Annotated in this window: 19 protein-coding genes; 6 read left to right on the plus strand and 13 right to left on the minus strand. The window is 72.0% G+C overall.

Annotated features, from left to right (window positions below; translation table 11 throughout):
- Positions 1-160 precede the first annotated feature (160 nt).
- Positions 161-328, minus strand: a complete 168-nt coding sequence (locus tag Pme01_RS04560; RefSeq protein WP_167924232.1) for a DUF3117 domain-containing protein — start codon at positions 326-328, stop codon at positions 161-163.
- Between the two features lie 222 nt (positions 329-550).
- On the opposite strand from Pme01_RS04560, the gene Pme01_RS04565 reads away from it, so the two are divergent.
- Together Pme01_RS04565 and Pme01_RS04570 are read left to right on the plus strand one after the other, a co-directional pair.
- On the plus strand, positions 551-1,399 hold the full coding sequence (locus Pme01_RS04565; RefSeq protein WP_168112508.1) for a PaaX family transcriptional regulator: 849 nt from the start codon (positions 551-553) through the stop codon (positions 1,397-1,399).
- A gap of 31 nt (positions 1,400-1,430) precedes the next feature.
- Complete coding sequence (locus tag Pme01_RS04570; protein ID WP_168112507.1) at positions 1,431-2,222, plus strand: enoyl-CoA hydratase-related protein; 792 nt, start codon at positions 1,431-1,433, stop codon at positions 2,220-2,222.
- 8 nt (positions 2,223-2,230) lie between these two features.
- On the opposite strand, the gene Pme01_RS04575 is transcribed toward Pme01_RS04570, so the two are convergent.
- The 5 genes from Pme01_RS04575 to ndhC form a co-directional block, all read right to left on the minus strand.
- The gene (locus tag Pme01_RS04575; RefSeq protein WP_168112506.1) at positions 2,231-2,809 is read right to left on the minus strand and encodes a hypothetical protein; all 579 of its coding nucleotides are present in this window, start codon (positions 2,807-2,809) and stop codon (positions 2,231-2,233) included.
- 266 nt (positions 2,810-3,075) lie between these two features.
- Positions 3,076-3,657 (minus strand): DNA-3-methyladenine glycosylase I, encoded by a 582-nt coding sequence (locus tag Pme01_RS04580; RefSeq protein ID WP_168112505.1) that lies wholly within the window; start codon positions 3,655-3,657, stop codon positions 3,076-3,078.
- Positions 3,654-4,091 carry an SRPBCC family protein gene (locus Pme01_RS04585; protein ID WP_168113355.1) on the minus strand — a complete coding sequence of 146 codons (438 nt, stop codon included), beginning with the start codon at positions 4,089-4,091 and terminating at the stop codon, positions 3,654-3,656. The genes Pme01_RS04580 and Pme01_RS04585 overlap by 4 nt, the downstream gene beginning before the upstream one ends.
- A 191-nt stretch (positions 4,092-4,282) precedes the next feature.
- A complete protein-coding gene (locus Pme01_RS04590) occupies positions 4,283-4,804 on the minus strand; it encodes a DivIVA domain-containing protein (RefSeq protein WP_168112504.1) in 522 nt (173 codons plus the stop codon).
- A gap of 92 nt (positions 4,805-4,896) precedes the next feature.
- Positions 4,897-5,274, minus strand: a complete 378-nt coding sequence (gene ndhC / locus Pme01_RS04595) for an NADH-quinone oxidoreductase subunit A (RefSeq protein ID WP_168112503.1) — start codon at positions 5,272-5,274, stop codon at positions 4,897-4,899.
- A 323-nt stretch (positions 5,275-5,597) separates the two neighbouring features.
- Here ndhC and Pme01_RS04600 point away from each other — a divergent pair, with 323 nt between their 5' ends.
- Both Pme01_RS04600 and Pme01_RS04605 read left to right on the plus strand, forming a co-directional pair.
- A complete protein-coding gene (locus Pme01_RS04600; protein WP_168112502.1) occupies positions 5,598-7,442 on the plus strand; it encodes a 2-oxoacid:acceptor oxidoreductase subunit alpha in 1,845 nt (614 codons plus the stop codon).
- A complete protein-coding gene (locus Pme01_RS04605; protein ID WP_168112501.1) occupies positions 7,435-8,493 on the plus strand; it encodes a 2-oxoacid:ferredoxin oxidoreductase subunit beta in 1,059 nt (352 codons plus the stop codon). Before Pme01_RS04600 ends, Pme01_RS04605 begins: the two co-directional genes overlap by 8 nt.
- 83 nt (positions 8,494-8,576) lie before the next feature.
- On the opposite strand, the gene Pme01_RS04610 is transcribed toward Pme01_RS04605, so the two are convergent.
- Together Pme01_RS04610 and Pme01_RS04615 are read right to left on the minus strand one after the other, a co-directional pair.
- Positions 8,577-11,243 carry an ATP-binding protein gene (locus Pme01_RS04610; protein WP_168112500.1) on the minus strand — a complete coding sequence of 889 codons (2,667 nt, stop codon included), beginning with the start codon at positions 11,241-11,243 and terminating at the stop codon, positions 8,577-8,579.
- A gap of 210 nt (positions 11,244-11,453) precedes the next feature.
- A complete protein-coding gene (locus tag Pme01_RS04615) occupies positions 11,454-11,660 on the minus strand; it encodes an FmdB family zinc ribbon protein (protein ID WP_168112499.1) in 207 nt (68 codons plus the stop codon).
- A gap of 76 nt (positions 11,661-11,736) precedes the next feature.
- Between Pme01_RS04615 and Pme01_RS04620 the strand changes: the two genes are divergently transcribed.
- Together Pme01_RS04620 and Pme01_RS04625 are read left to right on the plus strand one after the other, a co-directional pair.
- Positions 11,737-12,774, plus strand: coding sequence for a lytic murein transglycosylase (locus Pme01_RS04620; protein ID WP_168112498.1), 1,038 nt, complete (start codon positions 11,737-11,739; stop codon positions 12,772-12,774).
- Positions 12,775-12,844: 70 nt separating this feature from the next.
- On the plus strand, positions 12,845-13,849 hold the full coding sequence (locus tag Pme01_RS04625) for a GNAT family N-acetyltransferase (protein WP_168112497.1): 1,005 nt from the start codon (positions 12,845-12,847) through the stop codon (positions 13,847-13,849).
- Here Pme01_RS04625 and Pme01_RS04630 read toward each other — a convergent pair.
- From Pme01_RS04630 to hemC, 5 genes are all read right to left on the minus strand, one after another.
- Complete coding sequence (locus tag Pme01_RS04630; RefSeq protein ID WP_239088017.1) at positions 13,846-14,358, minus strand: helix-turn-helix domain-containing protein; 513 nt, start codon at positions 14,356-14,358, stop codon at positions 13,846-13,848. The genes Pme01_RS04625 and Pme01_RS04630 overlap by 4 nt on opposite strands.
- A gap of 167 nt (positions 14,359-14,525) precedes the next feature.
- Positions 14,526-15,497 carry a TIGR03557 family F420-dependent LLM class oxidoreductase gene (locus tag Pme01_RS04635; protein WP_168112496.1) on the minus strand — a complete coding sequence of 324 codons (972 nt, stop codon included), beginning with the start codon at positions 15,495-15,497 and terminating at the stop codon, positions 14,526-14,528.
- Between the two features lie 26 nt (positions 15,498-15,523).
- Positions 15,524-16,504 carry a porphobilinogen synthase gene (gene hemB, locus Pme01_RS04640; protein WP_168112495.1) on the minus strand — a complete coding sequence of 327 codons (981 nt, stop codon included), beginning with the start codon at positions 16,502-16,504 and terminating at the stop codon, positions 15,524-15,526.
- Positions 16,505-16,578: 74 nt separating this feature from the next.
- Positions 16,579-18,162 carry a bifunctional uroporphyrinogen-III C-methyltransferase/uroporphyrinogen-III synthase gene (locus Pme01_RS04645; RefSeq protein ID WP_168112494.1) on the minus strand — a complete coding sequence of 528 codons (1,584 nt, stop codon included), beginning with the start codon at positions 18,160-18,162 and terminating at the stop codon, positions 16,579-16,581.
- On the minus strand, positions 18,159-19,127 hold the full coding sequence (gene hemC / locus Pme01_RS04650; RefSeq protein ID WP_168113353.1) for a hydroxymethylbilane synthase: 969 nt from the start codon (positions 19,125-19,127) through the stop codon (positions 18,159-18,161). Before hemC ends, Pme01_RS04645 begins: the two co-directional genes overlap by 4 nt.
- Positions 19,128-19,163: the final 36 nt, after the last annotated feature.

Raw genomic sequence — 19,163 nt, forward strand, 5'->3', positions numbered from 1 at the left:
ACCCCGTCGGGGAGTTCCGCGCGGGGGCCCGCCGAACTCCCCGAACCGGGCTGGCGATGGACGTTGTACAACGCTATGAACGTTCCAGTACCGCCGATGGGCCGCCCGCCGCACGACCTTCATGCGGTGTGCGGCGGGCACCTCCGGCCCGAAACCGCGGTCAGCCCGTGGCCGACTTCAGCGCCTCGCTCAGCGCGTTGGCCTCGTCGGGCGTCATCTCTACGACGAGCCGGCCACCACCCTCCAGCGGGACCCGCATGACGATGCCGCGGCCCTCCTTGGTGACCTCAAGCGGACCGTCGCCCGTCCGCGGCTTCATGGCCGCCATCTTGTCTCCCCTCACACACTTTATGGTGTTCAGATCCCGGGCACGTCGACCGCACCCGTGAGCTGCGCAGGCCCATTCCGTGACCCACGCGTACCCGCGGGCACGCCGGAAACGGCGCCGACCAATGATTTTCCCTGATGATGGCCCCAAGACCCAAACCGGGGCCGATTTGTTGTGACAGTGCCTGGTGCGTTAGCGCCAAAAGTGTCACAATATGCGGCCATGCAGGCCCGGTCGGCGCTCTTCGACCTCTACGGCGACCACCTCCAGCCGAGGGGTGGCCGGGCACCGGTCGCTGCGCTGGTACGGCTGCTCGCGCCGCTGGGAATCGCCGCCCCGGCGGTACGCACCGCGGTGTCCCGGATGGTGCGCCAGGGCTGGCTGCATCCGCTGCGCCTGTCCACCGGGCCGGGATACCTGCTGACCCCCAAGGCGGCCCGCCGGCTGGACGAGGCCGCCGCCCGCATCTACCGCACCGGCGCCAACTCCTGGGACGGCCGGTTCGACCTGGTCGTGATCGACCCGCCGGCCCAGCGCGCCGACCGGGGACGGCTGGCGGCGAACCTGACCTTCCTGGGCTACGGTGCGATCGACGCCGCGACCTGGGTCGCCGCCCGCCCCACCGACGAGGTCGAGACGCTGCTGGGCGAGTCCGGCATCCGGTACGAGCGCTTCTCCGCCAGCCACTCCGGCGGGGTCGACGGCGCGGTGGCCCTGGTCCGCCGGGCCTGGGACCTGGCCGAGATCGGCGCCGCGTACGAGGAGTTCGTGCGGGAGCTGACCCCCACGGTCACCGCGATCGACGCCGACAGCGACGACGAGCAGGCGTACGCGGCGCGCTTCACCCTCGTACACGCGTGGCGCACGTTCCTGTTCCGCGATCCCCAACTACCCCCGGAGCTGCTGCCCGAACCGTGGCCCGGCAGCGCCGCCGCCGCCTTCTTCGACAGCCACGCCGCACGGCTGCGCCCGGCCGCCGACCGGTTCGTGGACCGCTGCCTGGACCTCGCCACGTCCAGGCCGCCGGTCACCGGTACCCCGGTGAACCGCGCCCTGCCGCTACCCAGATGACCGGCGTACAGATCACCAGAAAGGCACCACCGTGACCGATGTCCTGCTCGTCGAGCGCGTCGACGAGATCGCCACCCTGACCCTCAACCGCCCCGACTCGCTCAACTCGCTCGACGTGGCCCTCAAGGAGGCGCTGCGCGAGGCGCTCGCCGAGCTGACCGCCGACGACTCCTGCCGGGCGGTCGTGCTCACCGGCGCGGGCCGGGCGTTCTGCGTCGGGCAGGACCTGCGCCAGCACGTCGAGAAGCTGGAGTCCGGCGACACCGACCCGCTGGCGACCGTGCGGGAGCACTACAACCCGGTCGCGACGCTGCTGGCCGAGATGCCCAAGCCGGTCGTGGCGGCGGTGCGCGGCATGGCGGCCGGGGCCGGCGCGTCGCTGGCGATGCTCGCCGACTTCCGCGTCGGCGGCCCCCGTACCGGCTTCCTCATGGCGTTCGCCAACGTCGGCCTGGCCGGCGACTCCGGTGCGTCCTGGGCGCTGCCGCGGCTGGTCGGCCACGCCAAGGCCACCGAGCTGCTGATGCTGGCCGAGCCGATCGACGCGGCACAGGCGCTGCGGCTGGGGCTACTGACCACGCTGGTCGACGACGACGAAGAGGTACTGCCGGCCGCGCGGGCCCTGGCCACCCGGCTGGCCAGCGGCCCCACCGTCGCGTACGCCCAGATCAAGCGCCAGCTGCGCATCGGCGGTACCGGGACCCTCGCCGAGGCCCTCGAAGCCGAGTACGAGGCGCAGAAGGTCAGCGGCGCCACCGCCGACCACCGCAACGCCACCTACGCGTTCGTCCGCAAGGAGCGACCGATCTTCGAGGGCCGCTAGTACCGGCGCTAATCCTCGTCGTCCTCCTCCGGGTCCTGGTTGGCCACCTCGCCCAGCACGTACGCCTGCATCGCCAACTCGTCGCCGCGCGGCGAGACGAACGCCGGCAGCTCGCGCGGGCCGAGCTGCTGCACGTACGTCCAGAAGGCGCGTACCGCCTCAGCCGGCGAGGGCGCCTCGATGGGCAGGTGGACCCCGACCAGCCACTCTCGCTGGGCCGCCGGCCCGGCGCCGGCCTTGTCGGCGAGCGCGGCGAACCGGTCGGAGTCGATCATGAAACAGCCCGCATCGGAAGCGAGGCCGTCCGCGGGCAGCGGCGCGTCGAACAGGTGCCGGGTGTACGCGATGTCCAGGTCGGCCGCTGGTGCGCCGGGAACCGGGTCGTCGGGGTCATAGTTGCCTGTGCCGACCGTGAGCACCCGCCCCAGCGCGAAGACGACCGGCTCCGCCCCGCCCGCTACCAGCGCCACCTCGTCCCCGGTCGCGGGTAGCGGACCGTCCAGCCCGGTCAGCTCCAACGTCTCGTGCCGGAACAACCGCTCCGCCTCGTACCGCTCGACCGGTACGACCACCGCCCAGTACGCCATGCCTTCATCTCATCACGAGAGCCCGCCAGCTCTCCGGGGTGACCGATCCGGCCGGCGGTATCGGGTTGATACCCGCCGCGCGCAGCTCCGCCGCGCCGACCGGTGCGACTTTCCGGACCGCCCGGGAAGGCTGGTGGTCGGCCGCCGCGAGCATCGCGGCGTCGACCCGTGGCGGCGGGTGGAAGCAGCCGCCCGGACACGGGCGACCATCACGATGAACATGCCCGGCAGGTTAGCGACGTCGGGCGACCTGCACGACCGAATTGTCAGCGCGGTCGGCCGCAGGCCACGTGGCAGTCGGCCAGGTGGTCGTCGACCATCCCGGTCGCCTGCATCAGGGCGTACGCGGTGGTCGGGCCCACGAAACGGAACCCGCGCCGCTTGAGTTCCTTGGCCATCGCGGTGGACTCGGGGGTGACGGCCGGCACCTCCGCGAACGAGCGTGGCCGCCGCTCGCGCGGGGCTGGCGCGTACGACCACAGCAGCGCGCTCAGCCCCCCGTCCAGTTCGGCGGCGGCCCGGGCGTTGTGCAGGGCGGCCTCGATCTTCGCCCGTTTGCCGACGATGCCCGCATCCATCAGCAGCCGCTCGACGTCGCCTGAGTCGAACGCGGCCACCTCGCTGATCATGAAGTTCTTGAACGCGGCCCGGAACGCCGGGCGCTTGCGCAGGATGGTCAGCCAGGACAGGCCGGACTGGAACGCTTCGAGGGTCAGCCGCTCGTACAGGCCGTCGTCGTCGCGTACCGGACGGCCCCACTCGTCGTCGTGGTAGGCCATGTAGTCCGGCGTCGCGCCGGCCCAGCGGCAGCGGGACAGTCCGTCGGGCCCGGTGACGAGATCGGTCACGGCAGCTCACCGGCCTCCACCATCCGGGCGAAACGCCGCAGCGCCTGGGTCAGGCTGACCTTCGAGCCCGGCCACAGAACCGGCCAGGCGACCTTGCCGGCGGTACCGCCGGGCAGGTGGAACCACTCGTGCCAGACCACCTGGGTACGGTCGCCGCCCATCGGGGTGCACCGCATCACGCCGGGGCCGCGCAGCACCCTGCCGTAGTGGACGACCCGGATCTCGTACGGCCGGTCGACCTTGATCACGCGCATCTCGTCGCGCAGCACGGCCGGGCCGACCTGGGTCACCGCCTCGATCGAACTGCCCTCACCGCCGTCGCCGTCGACCAGCCGTACCCGCGTGAACGGGATCCAGTCGCTCTGCCGCTCCCAGGCCAGCAGGGCCTCGAAGACCTGCGCCGCGGGGGCGTTGACGATGACGGTGGCGGTCACCTCACCGGCGCCCGGCTGTACGGCGTCGCCGAGTGCGGCCTGGGCCGCCCGGGCGGCGTCGCCCGGCGGCTCGCTCCGCGCACCCGCGGCGTCGTTGGTACCGGCACGGGGCTCGTCGTCGCCGGCCGTGGACGCCTGCCGCGGCGTCGTGTCGGTCGCCCCGTCCCCCGTTGACCGGGGCTGCGGGGTACTCACGGCAGCCTCATCTCCTGTGGCTCGGACGAGGAGTCGTCCGAGCCGGGTCCGCCGTCACGCGGTGCCGGCCCGGCCGGGCTCGCGTCGTGCTCCGCATCAGGGGACGAGCTGTGCTCCGGGCCGAGGTCCGTGGTCGGCTCCGGACCGCTCCGGATCGCCCTGGACGCGGCTTCCCGCGCGGCGCGGAGCTTGTCGGCGTCGGCAGACCGCCCGTCGCGCAGCGCGTCCACCTCGGCCTGCAGCACGTCGATCAGCTCCAGCTTGTACCCGATGTCGTAGGCCGCCCGGCGCAGCGCCGCGTCGACCTGGGCCATCCGGTAGCCCCGCGCCCCGGTGTCGAACCGGATCCGGGCGAGGTCGGACTCGACCAGCGGGCGGTCGGCGGGCAGCGGAACCGCCCTGCCCTCCCCCTCCACCGGCGCCAGCCCGGGGTCTGAGCCCGAGATGAGCACCGCGATGCCGAAGCCGATAGCACCGACGACGAGCGCGCCGATCGTCAGGAGCACGAGCTGACCCATCTCACGATCGTGGCACGCTCGCCTCGACCAAGCGAGTCCGGCGTGCTCAACAGGGCGAGTCGGACACCCGGACAGGGTGAGGGCGGGACGGGTCAGCTCCAGCGCAGGACGCGTTTGCGCCAGGCGTAGAGCAGGCCGAGCGCGAGCAGCCCGACGAAGATGCCCATCTCGACCACGGCCGCGGTGCCGAACCCGGGCCGGTCGAAGACGACGGCCCACGGAAAGATGAAGACACTTTCAACCGCAAAAAGCACATACAGGTACGCGTACACGTAGTAACGAACCTGTACCTGGGCCCAGTCGCCGCCGACTGGGTCGAGTCCGCACTCGTAGTTCTCCCACTTGCCGGGCGTGTCGGCCGGACGGCTGGGGCGCAGCACCCGGTTGGCCCCGAAGGCCGCCACGAACACCAGCGCGCCCGCGAGCAGAAGCAGCCCGAGCGTGGCGTACGAGCCGAGATAACCGGTCACGACCGCAGCCTAGCCGTACGTCGCTGTCGAATCACCGATCGCAGGGCTGCGTACCCCAGCACCCCGACCGATAATGGATGCCTTTGGGTGGTCCACCGGCCGGTTTTCGAACCACCGGAAGGCGGCTATCCGTACAAATGCGTGGATGCCGACGCCGGCGCAACGTGTCGTCACCCACGTAACGGAAACCACAGGGAGTCCGTCGGACCAGTTCGACGTAGGCTCGGGGTGTATGGAGGAGCGGGTCCTCGAAGGGCCCGTCGCCCGACGCTGCGCGACGGCGACTCATCCCCCCACCCGCCGTCACCGAGGAGGTCAACCACGTGACCAAGCAGGTCCGTCAACTGGATCGAGTGGTCATTCGTTTCGCCGGAGACTCCGGCGACGGTATGCAACTCACCGGCGACCGGTTCACCTCGGAGACCGCCCAGCTCGGCAACGACATCTCCACGCTGCCCAACTTCCCGGCCGAGATCCGGGCGCCTGCCGGCACGCTGCCCGGCGTCTCCAGCTTCCAGGTTCACTTCGCCGATTTCGACATCCTGACGCCCGGTGACACCCCGGACGTGCTCGTCGCCATGAACCCGGCGGCGCTCAAGGCCAACCTGGGCGACCTGCGTCCCGGCGCCGACATCATCGTCAACACCGACGAGTTCACCAAGCGGAACCTGGCCAAGGTCGGGTACGCCGACGACCCGCTCGAGGACGGCTCCCTCGACGGCTACGCGCTGCACCCGGTGGCGCTGACCTCCATGACCGTGCGCGCCCTGGAGAACTTCGAAATCTCCAAGAAGGACGCCGAGCGGGCCAAGAACATGTTCGCCCTCGGCCTGCTGTCGTGGATGTACTCCCGCCCCAGCGAGTCCACGCTGCGGTTCCTGGAGCGCAAGTTCGCCGCCCGCCCCGAGGTGGCCGCGGCCAACGTCGCCGCGTTCAAGGCCGGCTTCAACTTCGGTGAGACCACCGAGGACTTCGTGGTGCGCTACGAGGTCAAGCCGGCGAAGATGCCCGCGGGCGAGTACCGCAACATCACCGGCAACACGGCCCTGGCGCTGGGCGTCGTGGCCGCCGGGGTGCGCGCGAAGCTGCCGGTCCTGCTCGGCGCGTACCCGATCACGCCGGCCAGCGACATCCTGCACGAGCTGTCCAAGCACAAGAAGTTCGGCGTCACGACGGTGCAGGCCGAGGATGAGATCGCCGCGATCGGCGTGGCGCTGGGCGCCTCGTACGGCGGCGCGCTCGGGGTCACCTCGACCTCCGGTCCGGGCGTCGCCCTCAAGAGCGAGACGATCAGCCTGGCGGTGGCCCTGGAGCTGCCGCTGCTCATCATCGACGTGCAGCGCGCCGGGCCGTCCACCGGCATGCCGACCAAGACCGAGCAGGCCGATCTGGCCATGGCCCTGCACGGCCGGCACGGCGAGGCCCCGGTGGCGATCATCGCGCCGCGCTCCCCCGCCGACTGCTTCGACGCCGCGCTCGAGGCGGCGCGGATCGCGCTGACCTACCGGACCCCGGTGATCCTGCTCTCCGACGGGTACATCGCCAACGGCTCCGAGCCGTGGCGGCTGCCCGCCGTCGCCGAGCTGCCGGACCTGCGGGTCGAGTTCGCGTCCGAGCCGAACGGCCCCGAGGGGCAGTTCCTGCCGTACCTGCGCGACCCGGCCACCCTGGCCCGGCCGTGGGCCGTGCCCGGCACGCCGGGGCTGGAGCACCGCATCGGCGGTCTGGAGAAGGCCGACAAGACCGGTGACATCTCGTACGACCCGGCCAACCACGACTTCATGGTCCGTACCCGCGCCGCCCGGATCGAGGGCATCGAGGTGCCGGACGTCGAGGTCGACGACCCCGACGGCGACGCCCGGGTCCTGGTCCTGGGCTGGGGCTCCACGTACGGGCCGATCGGCGCCGCGTGCCGCTCCCTGCGCCAGCGCGGCCTGCCGGTGGCCCAGGCGCACCTGCGCCACCTGAACCCGATGCCGCGTAATCTCGGCGCGGTCCTCAAGGCCTACGACCGGGTGGTCATCCCGGAGATGAACCTCGGTCAGCTCGCCGGCGTGATCCGGTCGAAGTACCTGATCGACGCGATCGCCTACAACCAGGTACGCGGCCTGCCGTTCACCGCCGCCGAGCTGGAGAGCATGTTGGAAGAGGTCGTAAAGAATGCATGAAGCGAAGAATTCCGCTGGCGCGGCGCCAGTGGCGCTCAAGCTGACCGCGAAGGACTTCAAGTCCGACCAGGAGGTGCGCTGGTGCCCCGGCTGCGGTGACTACGCGATCCTGGCCGCGATGCAGTCGTTCCTGCCGGAGCTCGGCATCCCCCGCGAGCGCACCGTGTTCGTGTCCGGTATCGGCTGCTCGTCGCGGTTCCCGTACTACCTCAACACGTACGGCATGCACTCGATCCACGGCCGTGCGCCGGCCATCGCGACCGGCCTGTCGGTGTCGCGCCCGGACCTGTCGGTGTGGGTGGTCACCGGTGACGGCGACGCCCTGTCGATCGGCGGCAACCACCTCATCCACTCGCTGCGCCGCAACGTCAACCTGAAGATCCTGCTGTTCAACAACAAGATCTACGGGTTGACCAAGGGCCAGTACTCACCGACCTCGGAGCTCGGCAAGGTCACGAAGTCGACGCCGGTCGGGTCGGCGGACTCCCCGTTCAACCCGATCTCGCTGGCGCTCGGCGCCGAGGCGACCTTCGTCGCCCGGACGATCGACTCCGACCGCAAGCACCTCCAGTCGGTGCTGCGCCAGGCAGCCGAGCACAAGGGCTCCGCGTTCGTGGAGATCTACCAGAACTGCAACATCTTCAACGACGGCGCGTTCGAGGTGCTCAAGGACCCGTCCACCCGCGACGAGTACGTGATCCGCCTCCAGCACGGCCAGCCGATCACCTTCGGCAAGGACGGCGAGTGGTGCGTGACCCACCCGCCGGGCGCCTTCGGGCTCGAGGTGCGCCGGACCGCCGAGGTGTCGGCCGACGAGGTCGTCGTGCACGACGCGACGGTCGCCGAGCCGGCGTACGCGTTCGCGCTGTCCCGGCTACCCGAAGGGGACCTGCGCAACACCCCGATCGGCGTGTTCCGGGCGGTGGACCGGCCCAACTACGACGACCTGGTGCGTAGCCAGCTCGACGAGGCGAAGGCGAAGCTGGTCGGCGAGCCGGAGGCCGAGCTGTCCAACCTGCTCAACTCCGGCGACACCTGGGCCATCCTCTAGCTCGATCAACACAACCTCCGAGGTGAGGTCGTGGTCTCGGCACACCGCTACGACCACGACCTCCCCTGGGGAAGTTGTGACGATCAAGACGAGTGGCTGAAGCGACCCGAGTCGGCCGCCAGGTCCGGGTGCTCCACGGTGAGCGCGACGGCCACCGCGTCCTCCAGGGACAGCGTCGCGCCCTCGGCGTACGCGGCATCGAACATCACGTCGCCGAGCACGGCACGGGCCACCGCCTGCTGCTCGTGCCAGTACGGGCCGAACGGCCCGGCCGCCAGCCGCAGCCGGGCCCGCGCCGCCTGTGCCGCCCCGAACAGCCGTGCCGCGGTGAGCGGGTCGTCACCGGCCAGGCAGCGCACCGCCACCGCGTTGAGCGTCTCGCCGGACTGCGCGGAGAAGCCGAACCCCATCCGGGACCGCAGCGCCACCGCGAGGTGGTCGTGCGCCGCGACCACGTCACCGCGCCGCAGCGCCACCAGGCCCAGCAGCGCGTCGACGGTACGGCGACCGCGCTCGGCCGGTCGGGACGCCTCCAGCGGGCGGGCGTTGGCCAGCAGGTCTGCCGCCTCGTCCAGCGCGCCGCGCACCAGCAGGATCTGGGCCAGCGTGTACACGGCGAGCAGCGCGTCGCTCCACACGCCCTCCCGGCGGGCCCATCCCGTCACCTCCCGGCACACCCGCTCGGCGTCGTCGACCTGGCCCAGTCCGGCCAGCGGCGCGCCGCGCCCGGCGAGCACGCGTACCAGGAGGCCGACCTCGCCGGCACCCCGCGCCGAGGCCTCGGCCCGCTGCGAGAACCGCAGCCCCTCGACGTACTCGCCGTCGGCGCCGGCCGCCGCCGCGTGGGCGTGGTACGCGGCCGCCACCTCGCCCTCGGGTAGCTCCTCGCCGGTGGCCCTGACCCGCTCGTACAGCCGGAACAGCCACATCCGGGCCTCGCTCGCCAGCCCACGCTCGCACCACCACTGGTCCAGGCGGGTCGCGACGGCCAGCCCGTCCCGGGCGGCGCCCCGGCTCACCGTCCACCGCAGGGCACCGCGCACCTCGTCGGCCAGCGGGTCGATCGCGTACAGCGACAGCGTCACCGGACGGCCGTTGGCGTCCACGTGCGCGGCCCGGATCTGCCGCAGGCACCAGGCGACGTGCCGGTCCCGGATCGCCTCCTCCTCGCCGGTGTCGCGCAGGGCGCGGGAGGCGTACGCCCGGATCGGCCGCAGCAGCCGGTAGGTCGCCGTCTCCGCCCGCGGCTCCGCCTGGACCAGCGACTTGTCCACGAGCGTGGCGAGCGGATCGAGCGGATCGCCGCCACCGAGCGACTCGACGGCCGGCAGGGCCACCGGGCCGGCGAACACCGACAGCCGGCGCAGCAGCCGGGCCGCCGGGGCGTCAAGGGTGCGGTACGACCAGTCCAGCGCCGCCTGGATCGTCCGGTGCCGGTCACCGGCGCCCGGCAGCGACGTGCCGCCGCAGCCGGCGTCGAGGGTGGCGAGCACGTCGTCGATCCGGGCGGCGAGGTCGCCCGCGGACAGTACCCGCAGCCGGGCCGCGGCCAGTTCGAGCGCGAGCGGCAGCCCGGACAGCCCGGTCGCGACCCGGTCGAGGTACACCGCCTCGTCGTCGCAGGGCGGCTGCCCACCGCGGGCCGCGGCGGCCCGGTCGAGCAGCAGCGCGACGGCGTCGCTCGGGCCGCCCGCGGTGGCGTCCACCGGCAGCGGCGGCAGCCTCCAGACCACCTCACCGGGGAGTCCGAGCGGCTCGCGGCTGGTCGCCAGTACCCGCGCGCCGGACCCGCCGTCGAGCAGCCGCCCGACCAGCGGTGCGACCGCCGGTAGCTGCGCGTCGCAGGTGTCGAGGACGACGAGGGTATGACGACCGGCGGCATGGTCGGCGAGGGTCTGCGCGACCGTCCGGCCGGGCTCCGGGCGCAGCCCGAGCGCTCCCGCGACCGCGAGCTCCACCTGGTGCGGGTCGCCGGTACCGGCGAGGTCGACGAACCAGACCCCGTCTGGGTACTCGCCGACGAGGTCGCGCGCCACCTCGACGGCCAGCCGCGTCTTCCCCACCCCGCCCGCGCCGGTCACCGTGACGAGGCGGTGGTCGGCGAGCAGTTCGGGTAGCCGCTGCCGCTCGGCGGCGCGGCCGATCAGCGAGGTCGCCGGGGTCGGCAGGTTGTGCGGGGGGCGGACGGGCGTACGGGGGCGTGGGAAGTCCGGGGCGAGGCCGGCCGCCACGACCTGGTACAGCCGCTCACGGCCGTCGAAGCCGCGCAGCCGGTGCAGTCCGAGATCGGAGAGCGCGACCCCGTCGGGCAGGCGGCGCGCCGCGGCCGCGGTGGCCGCCGAGCAGAGCACCTGGCCGCCGTGCGCTGCCTCGGCCACCCGGGCCGCACGGTGCACCTCGGGGCTCGCGTACTCCCCGTCGACCGGCTCGGCGTAACCGGTGTGCAGCCCCATTCGTACCATCGGCCGCGTCCGCGGATCGGGCCACTCGTGCCGCGACAGCGCGCGCTGGGCCGCGACGCACGCGCGCAGGGCCGCGGTCGCGTCGGCGAACGCGACGAAGAGCGAGTCGCCCTCGGTGAACAGCACCACACCGTCGCCTGTGGACAGTGCGCGCCACAGCACCCGCCGGTGCTCGGTCAGCACCGCGCGGTAGTCCACACCGAGCATCTGGGCCAACCTCGTCGAGCCCTCGATGTCGGTGAACAGAAAGGTCACCAGCCCGTTCGGCAGGTGCGTCCGTGCCGACACGCGTGAACCTCCGCCCTGCCAGTCGCACTCATGCTGCCGCACACCCGCCGCGCGCACATCGTAGAAACGGCTCGCCTCGGCCCGAGGTCGCAGCCGGGGATCATACGAGCAGGCCGGTGGGGACAGGCGGGTTCGGCCGAGGTAACGACCGGAGGGTCGACGGGGTTGCGACGTATGGATGAGCTTCGTTACCAGCCGGTACGGCGGGGCTCAGCCGCAGCCGCACCCGCCTCCACAGCATCCGCCGCCAGGGCCGGCCGGCTCCCCCCGACGTCCGCCGACGGCCACAGTGGACAGCAGCTTGACAGTGTCGTCGTGACCACCGGGGCATCGGGCCGGTTCGCCCGCCTCGCGCATCGGCCGGCTCAGTTCGAAGGTGGCGCCGCAGCTGCGGCAGCGGTACTCGTAGCGGGGCATGTCATCAGATTACCTACATCAGCGCCGGTCGTTCCCGGGACGACAACGTCTGCACGGATGGGCCATACTCGACGGCGTGGGACAGGGGAACCGGGTGGTCGATCCGACGACGGCGCCGCTGCGGCCGGCGGCGCCAGCCGAGGAGGCGCAGGCACCCACCCCGATCCCGGCACCGGACACGGTCGACAAGTCAGACTCGATCGGCGTTTCCAACCATCGTGCACCGTCGACCCGGCGCCCCGGCCGGTGGCGCGCTCTCCCGGCTCGCGTCGGCCGGCGACTGATCACCGCCTCCCGCGCCGGCTTCCGCGCCACGGCGGCGTGGGCGCGGCGCCCGTACCCCGGGGTTCTCCGGTCCGGTCTGTTGGTCTTCGCGCTGATGGCCGGATCGGTCCTCGCCGGCGCGTTCGTCGTGCCGGCGCTGCCGACCTCCACCCAGCGCGCCTTCGCGAGGATCGACCCGGCCGCCTTACCGGATGTCCCCGGCGCCGGCCTGCCCGGCACCGATCCGAGCGCAGCCCCCGGCAGCGGCGCGACCGGCGCCATGACCAGGCCGTCGGACCTCGCCGCCTGGGCCAGGCCGCTGGCGGCGAAGCTCGGCGTCCCGGTGGTGGCGATGCAGGCGTACGGGTACGCCGAGCTGGCCACCGCCGCCTCCCAGCCGACCTGCCAGCTCCGGTGGACGACGCTCGCCGGCATCGGCAAGATCGAGTCGGCGCACGGCCAGCACCAGGCGACGCTCGCCCCCGACGGCAAGGCGCTCCCGCCGATCATCGGCGCGCCGCTGGACGGGCAGGGCAGCCGGATGGCCATCCACGACACCGACGGCGGGCGGCTCGACGGCGACCGTACCTGGGACCACGCCGTCGGGCCGATGCAGTTCATCCCCTCCACCTGGGGCCAGTACGGAGCGGACGCGGACGGCGACGGGGTCGCCGACATAAACGACATCGACGACGCGGCCCTGGCGGCGGCCCGCTACCTGTGCGCCGGCAACCGCAACCTCACGGTGGCCGGCGACTGGTGGGCGGCGATCATGGCGTACAACGCGGTCCAGGCGTACATCCAGGACGTCTTCAACGCCGCGAACGACTACGGCGTGCGCAGCCGCTGACCGACCGGCCGGAGACTTAATAACCGCTAAGGCCTTCCGTCCGGGCGCGAACATCGGCAAGCTAGGTGCCGTGCAGGTGCGTGAGTGGGATCCCGTCGCCGCTCCCACCGAGGAGCTTGCGGCACTGGTCCGCACCTTCAACCTGATCTTCGCCGCCGACGTGCCGGAGGACCCGCCGTGGCGGATGGACTCCTTCCGGGAGTACCTGGCGGTCACCATGCCCGAGGAGCGGCGCATCTGCTGGGTCGCCGAGGACGGCGACGAGCTTCTCGGGTACGCGAGCATCCTGCTCGTCGGTGACATCGCCGTACTGGAGCTGCTGGTGCGCCCGGACGCCCGCCGGGCCGGCGTCGGCACCGCCCTGCTCGCCGCCGCGGCCAGGCGCGCCGACGCCGAGGCGTACGGCTCGATCGGGGTGGAGGTGGTGGGCGACACCCCGGCCGCCGACTTCTTCGAGGCTCAGGGCTTCCGGTGCGCCTTCGTCGAGATGCGCAACCTGCTCGACCTCTCCACCGTGAACTGGGAGCAGCTCACCGGCCTGGCGAAGGGCGTCGGGTCGGGGTACCGGATCGAGTACCACCACGGTGGGCCGCCCGAAGAGCTCCTGGACGAGTACGCCAGGGCCAAGGCGACGATGCGGCTCAACCCGGCGTACGAACTCGAGCTGCGCCCCAGCTCGTACGACAGTGAGCGGCTGCGGGCCAGCCTCGCCACGCTGCGCGCCCGGGGCCTGAAACCGTACGTCGTGCTGGCCATCCACGAGCAGTCCGGCGCGGTCGCCGGGCTGACCGAGGTGGTCGTACCGGCGCAGCGGCCGACCCGGGCCGACCAGTACGACACGGTCGTGGTGCGGACCCACCGGGGGTACGGGCTGGGCCGCGCCCTGAAGGCCCGGATGCTGACCGAGCTGCGGACCGACGAGCCGCAGCTGGAGGACGTGCAGACCTGGAACGCGGTCGGCGGCGAGGCGATGCGCCGGGTCAACGACGAGCTGGGGTTCAAGCCCAACCGGGAGTGGCGCGAGTACGAGGCGGACGTATCCGACGTGCTCCGCCGGCTGGACGCGGCGAGCTAGGGCCAGCTGCTCGGAGGCTGCCACCAGCGCCAACGGTCGCTCCACCGGGGATCGGGCGGCTCCGGTGACGTGCGGTACTTCGCCACCCGCACCTCCCACTGGCTGCGCCGGCGCATGGCGTCGCGGAGCCGGCGGTCGCGGAAGAACGTCTCCGGCGGCCGCGCCAGCCCGTAGATGTCGGCCCACCACTCCCCCGGCTCCGGATCGGTGATGGTGTCCAGGTGCGACGGGTAGCGGCGCTCGGCGCCGTCACGCAGGTCCTCCCTGTCGAGCATCGGCGTGATCACCCTTCCGTGATCATCCACTACCAGCAGGTGCATCCCGGCCGCGTCGACCAGGCGGGAGAACAGCGCCACGCTGGCCGCCCGCGCACCCGACTCGACCCGACCGACCGAAGACGGGGACACCCCCGCCGCCCGGGCGAGCTCCCGCTGGCTCATGTCGGCCTTCCGCCGTACCGCTCGGAGAAGACCGGTGGTGGGGTACGGCTCGCGTTCGTTCTCGGTCACGCCCCCACCCTGGCCGGATCGGCCCGCTCGGCGCAGCCCCGCTCCGTCAGCTGTGGACAAGCTGTGGATAAGCGCTGCGAAAGAGCCGAGCGCTCGACCGGGCTAGCATGCGGTTCCGCCTCCGTCCGCGCGCGGCCCAGGGCGCGCGCGACCCAGGGCGCGCCCGATCAGGCGCCGACGGTCTCCCGCCGCCGTACCCGGGGCAGAACCTCCTTGGCGTACAGGTCGCACAGCTCGCGGTAGTGCGGGCCGATGTTCGCCACGTACACCTCGTCGTAGCCGGCCTCCTGGTACTTCTGGATCATGTCCAGTTGCCGGGCGGGGTCGGGGCCGATCGCGAACGACTCCTTGAGCATCTCCGGCTTGACCAGTTCGCTCGCCTGCTCGAAGTGGCGGGGCGACGGCAGCACCTGGGCCAGCTCGCCGGGGAGCCCCTCGTTGCGCCACTTCTCGTGCGCGATCCGCAGGGCTTCGTCCTCGCTCTGCGCGTAGCAGGCCTTGAAGCCGCCCTGCACCACCTTGCCGTCGCCGCCCTGCTCACGGAATTGGCGTACCTTGTCGGCGTCGGGCATCACACAGATGAACCCGTCGCCGATACGGGCGGCCAGTTCGATCGACTTCTTCCCGAAGCCGGAGACGTAGATCTTGGGGGGCTCGTCGGGCAACGTGTAGATCCTGGCCTGCTCGACCTGGTAGTGCTCGCCGTAGTGGTTGACGAACTTGCCCCGCCACAGCTCACGGATCACCTCGACGGCCTCTTCGAGCATGTCCAGGCGCATCGCGGCCGACGGCCACGGGTCGCCGAGGATGTGCTCGTTGAGGGCCTCGCCGCTGCCCACACCGAGAGTGAAGCGACCGCCGGTCAGGACACCGCTGGTCGCCGCCGCCTGGGCGATGATCGCCGGGTGGATGCGGACGGTCGGCGCGGTCACCGCCGTGGTGATCGGCAACGAGCAGACCTGGCTGATCGCGCCGATCATCGACCAGACGAAGGGGCTCTCGCCCTGCTCCTCCAGCCAGGGATGGAAGTGGTCGGAGATCCAGAGCGCCTCGAAGCCGGCCTGCTCCGCCGCCTTGGCCTGCTCGACCAGCTCAGCCGGTCCGTACTCTTCGCACGACAGGAAGTATCCGATTCTCATGTATGTCGGATACCCGGTCGCTGCGGTCAGTACCCCTTGCGCAGCAACTGTGCCGCCTCGACGGCCCAGTACGTGAGGATGATCTGCGCACCGGCCCGACGGATCGACGTGAGCTGCTCCAGGATGGCCCGCTCCCGGTCGATCCAGCCGTTGGCTGCGGCCGCCTCGACCATCGCGTACTCGCCCGAGATCTGGTACGCGGCCACCGGCACGTCGACCTCGGCGGCGACCGCGGAGATCACGTCGAGGTACGGCAGGGCCGGCTTGACCATCACCATGTCGGCGCCCTCGGCGATGTCGAGCGCGACCTCGCGCAGCGCCTCCCGCAGGTTCGCGGGGTCCTGCTGGTAGCTCTTGCGATCGCCCTCCAGCGTCGACTCGACGGCCTCGCGGAACGGGCCGTAGAACGCGGAGGCGTACTTGACCGCGTAGGCCAGCACAGCGGTGTCGGTGTGACCGGCCTCTTCGAGCGCCTCGCGGATCACTCCGATCTGGCCGTCCATCATCCCGGACGGGCCGAGCACGTGCGCACCGGCCTCGGCCTGCGCCAGCGCCATGTCGGCGTACCGGCGGAGGGTCGCGTCGTTGTCGACCTCGCCGTCGGGCGTAAGCACGCCACAGTGCCCGTGCGAGGTGAACTCGTCCAGGCACAGGTCGCTCATCACCACGGTGGCGTCGCCGACCTCGCTGACCACGTCGCGGATGGCGGCGTTCAGGATGCCGTCCGGGTCGGTACCGGCGGAGCCGCACTCGTCGCGGGTGGCCGGGACGCCGAAGAGCATCAGGCCGCCGATGCCGGCCTGTACCGCCTCGACGGCGGCCTTGCGCAGCGAGTCACGGGAGTGCTGGACCACGCCGGGCAGCGAGGAGATCGGGCGCGGCCCGGTCAGGCCCTCGCGTACGAACATGGGGAGCACCAGTTCGGCGGGGGCCGGACGGGTCTCGGCGACGAGCCGGCGGATAGCGGGGGTGCGACGCAGGCGCCGCGGGCGAACTGCGGGGAACATGTGTACTACCTCCGATCTCGGGCACCTGGCGGGCCTGTCACCCCGCCAGGTGTCCAAGATCCATGAAGAGACGACTAGCGATACCGTAGCGCGGTCGGGCCCTGCACCTTGGACCCGCGGCGCTGCTTGGCCGGCATGGCGGCCAGCTTCTCGCGCAGCTCGATCGCGTACTGCGCAAGCGCCTCCACCAGGTCCGGGACGCTCGCGTGCTGCGGCCGGACGTCGACGCGCAGCCCGAACTCGGTCGCGGTCTCGGCCGTCTTCGGTCCGATGACCGACACCACGGTGCGGGCGTGCGGCTTGCCGGCGATGCCGACCAGGTTGCGCACGGTCGAGGACGACGTGAAGAGCACGGCGTCGAAGCCGCCCGACTTGATGGCGTCGCGGATCTCGGCCGGCGGCGGCGCGGCCCGGACGGTCCGGTACGCCGTGACGTCGTCGACCTCCCAGCCGAGGTCGGTCAGGCCGGCGGCCAGGGTTTCGGTGGCGATGTCGGCGCGCGGCAAGAGGATCCGCCCGACCGGGTCGAGCACCTCGTCGTGCGGGGAGAACTCCGCCAGCAGCCCCTCGGACGACTGCTCGCCGGACGGGATCAGCTCCGGCTGTACACCGAACGCGCGTACCGCTTCGGCGGTCGCCTCACCGATACACGCGATCTTCACGCCGCCGAAGTGGCGGGCGTCGAGGCCGTGCTCGGCGAACTTCTCCCACACCGCACGGACGGCGTTGGTGGAGGTGAAGACGACCCAGGCGTACCGGCCGTCGACCAGCCCCTTGATCGCCCGCTCCATCTGGGCCGGGGTGCGCGGCGGCTCGACCGCGATCGTCGGCACCTCGCACGGGATCGCCCCGTACGCGCGCAGCCGCTCGCTCATCGCGCCGGCCTGCTCCTTGGTACGCGGGACGAGCACCTTCCAGCCGTACAGCGGCCGGTTCTCCCACCAGCCGAGCTTGTCACGGTGGGTGACGCCCTCGCCGAGGCTGACCACGATGCGGCCGGCGAAGCCGATCACGGCGGTCACCATGCTGTCCACACTGGACGACGTCGTGTACTGCGTGTCGCCGGTGCCCTCGCCGGTCACCGCCACCGGCGTGCCCGGGTCGACCCCGGCGGCCAGCAGCCCGTCCCGGACCGTGGCCAGGTCACCGGCGTCGATCGCGAGCGCCGCGGACGAGCCGCGGGCCAGGGCTGCGGCGATCGGCTCGAAGTCGAGGGTGTGCACGTCGTCGACGTCGGCGACGGTGCGCACGCCGGGCAGCGGCACACCGGCGTAGGTGGCCACGCCGGCGGCGGCGCCGATGCCGGGCACGACCTCGAACGGCACGTTGGTACGGGCGACCGCCTGCACCTCCTTGACCACCGAGTCGTGGCCGAGCGGGTCACCGCCGACGAGGTGTACAGCCTTCAACCCGGAGCGGGCCGCCGAGAGCAGCACCTTGGCGACGTCGCCCGAGGCCCCCTCGGCCGGCGAGAACTCCGTCTCGGGTGCCGCGTCCGCCTTGATCGCCTCGAGCATGGACTCGGGGACGCGGCGGTCGTACACGATGTGGTCGGCGGTCGTCAGCGCGTCGTACGCCCGACGGGTGAGCAGGCCGGGGTCACCCGGGCCGGCACCCACGAACACGACGCGGCCTGCGTTCTTACGGGTACGGGTCATGCTGTACTCCCCAGTACAGAGTCAGCGCCTTCAGCGAGCAGGTCGGTGGCGAGCAGCCTGCCGACCTGTCCGGCCTCGGCGAGCGTTCCGGTACGCGACAGCCGGACGCCGAAGCGACCGTCCGGACTGAACACCGCACCGCGCAAGTAGATCTCCAGACCGCTATCGCCTTCGGCGATCTCGGCCAGAGCGGCGACCGGCGCGGAGCAACCGGCCTCCAATTGAGCGAGCAGAGCGCGCTCGGCCGTCACCGCGGCGCGAGTGCCCGGGTCGTCGAGTGCGGCGAGCAGCTCGATCAGCTCGTCGTCGTCTTCCCGGCACTCCACGGCCAGCGCTCCCTGGGCGGGGGCGGGCAGCATGAGCATCGGGTCGAGGATCTCGGTCGCCTCAGCCGCCCGACCGAGCCGCGAGAGACCGGCACGGGCCAGAATCACGCCGTCAAGCTCACCCTGGGCGACTTTACGCAACCGAGTGTCAACATTACCTCGAATTGGAACGCATTTCAGATTTCGCCCGAGAGCGGCGATCTGGGCGATACGGCGGATCGCGCCGGTACCGATCCTGGCGCCTTCGGACAGTTCGGTCAGGGTCAGCCCGTCCCGGGCCACCAGTGCGTCGCGCGGGTCCTCGCGCGGCGGTACGGCGGCAATACACAGGCCATCCCCGAAGGTCCGGGGCGTGGTGGAGCCCCTCGGGCCGGGGCCCTCCTGCGCGGACGTCGGCAGGTCCTTGTAGGAGTGCACGGCGAAGTCGATCTCTTTCGCCGCGAGCGCGTCGCGCAACGCGCTGACGAACACGCCGACGCCCAGGTTGGCGATCGGTGCGCTGGACCGGTCGCCGGCCGTGCTGATCTCCACCAGCTCGACCTCGCGCCCGGTCTTGGCCCGGACGGCGGCGGCGACCAGGCCCGACTGGGCCATCGCCAGCGCGCTTCCGCGGGTACCGAGCCTCAGCTTTCCGTACACGGTCACGCCACCGCCTCGCTTCGCTCGGCGGTGCGC

This window comes from Planosporangium mesophilum (genome assembly GCF_016863255.1).
In the GTDB taxonomy this organism is placed as follows: Bacteria; Actinomycetota; Actinomycetes; order Mycobacteriales; family Micromonosporaceae; genus Planosporangium; species Planosporangium mesophilum.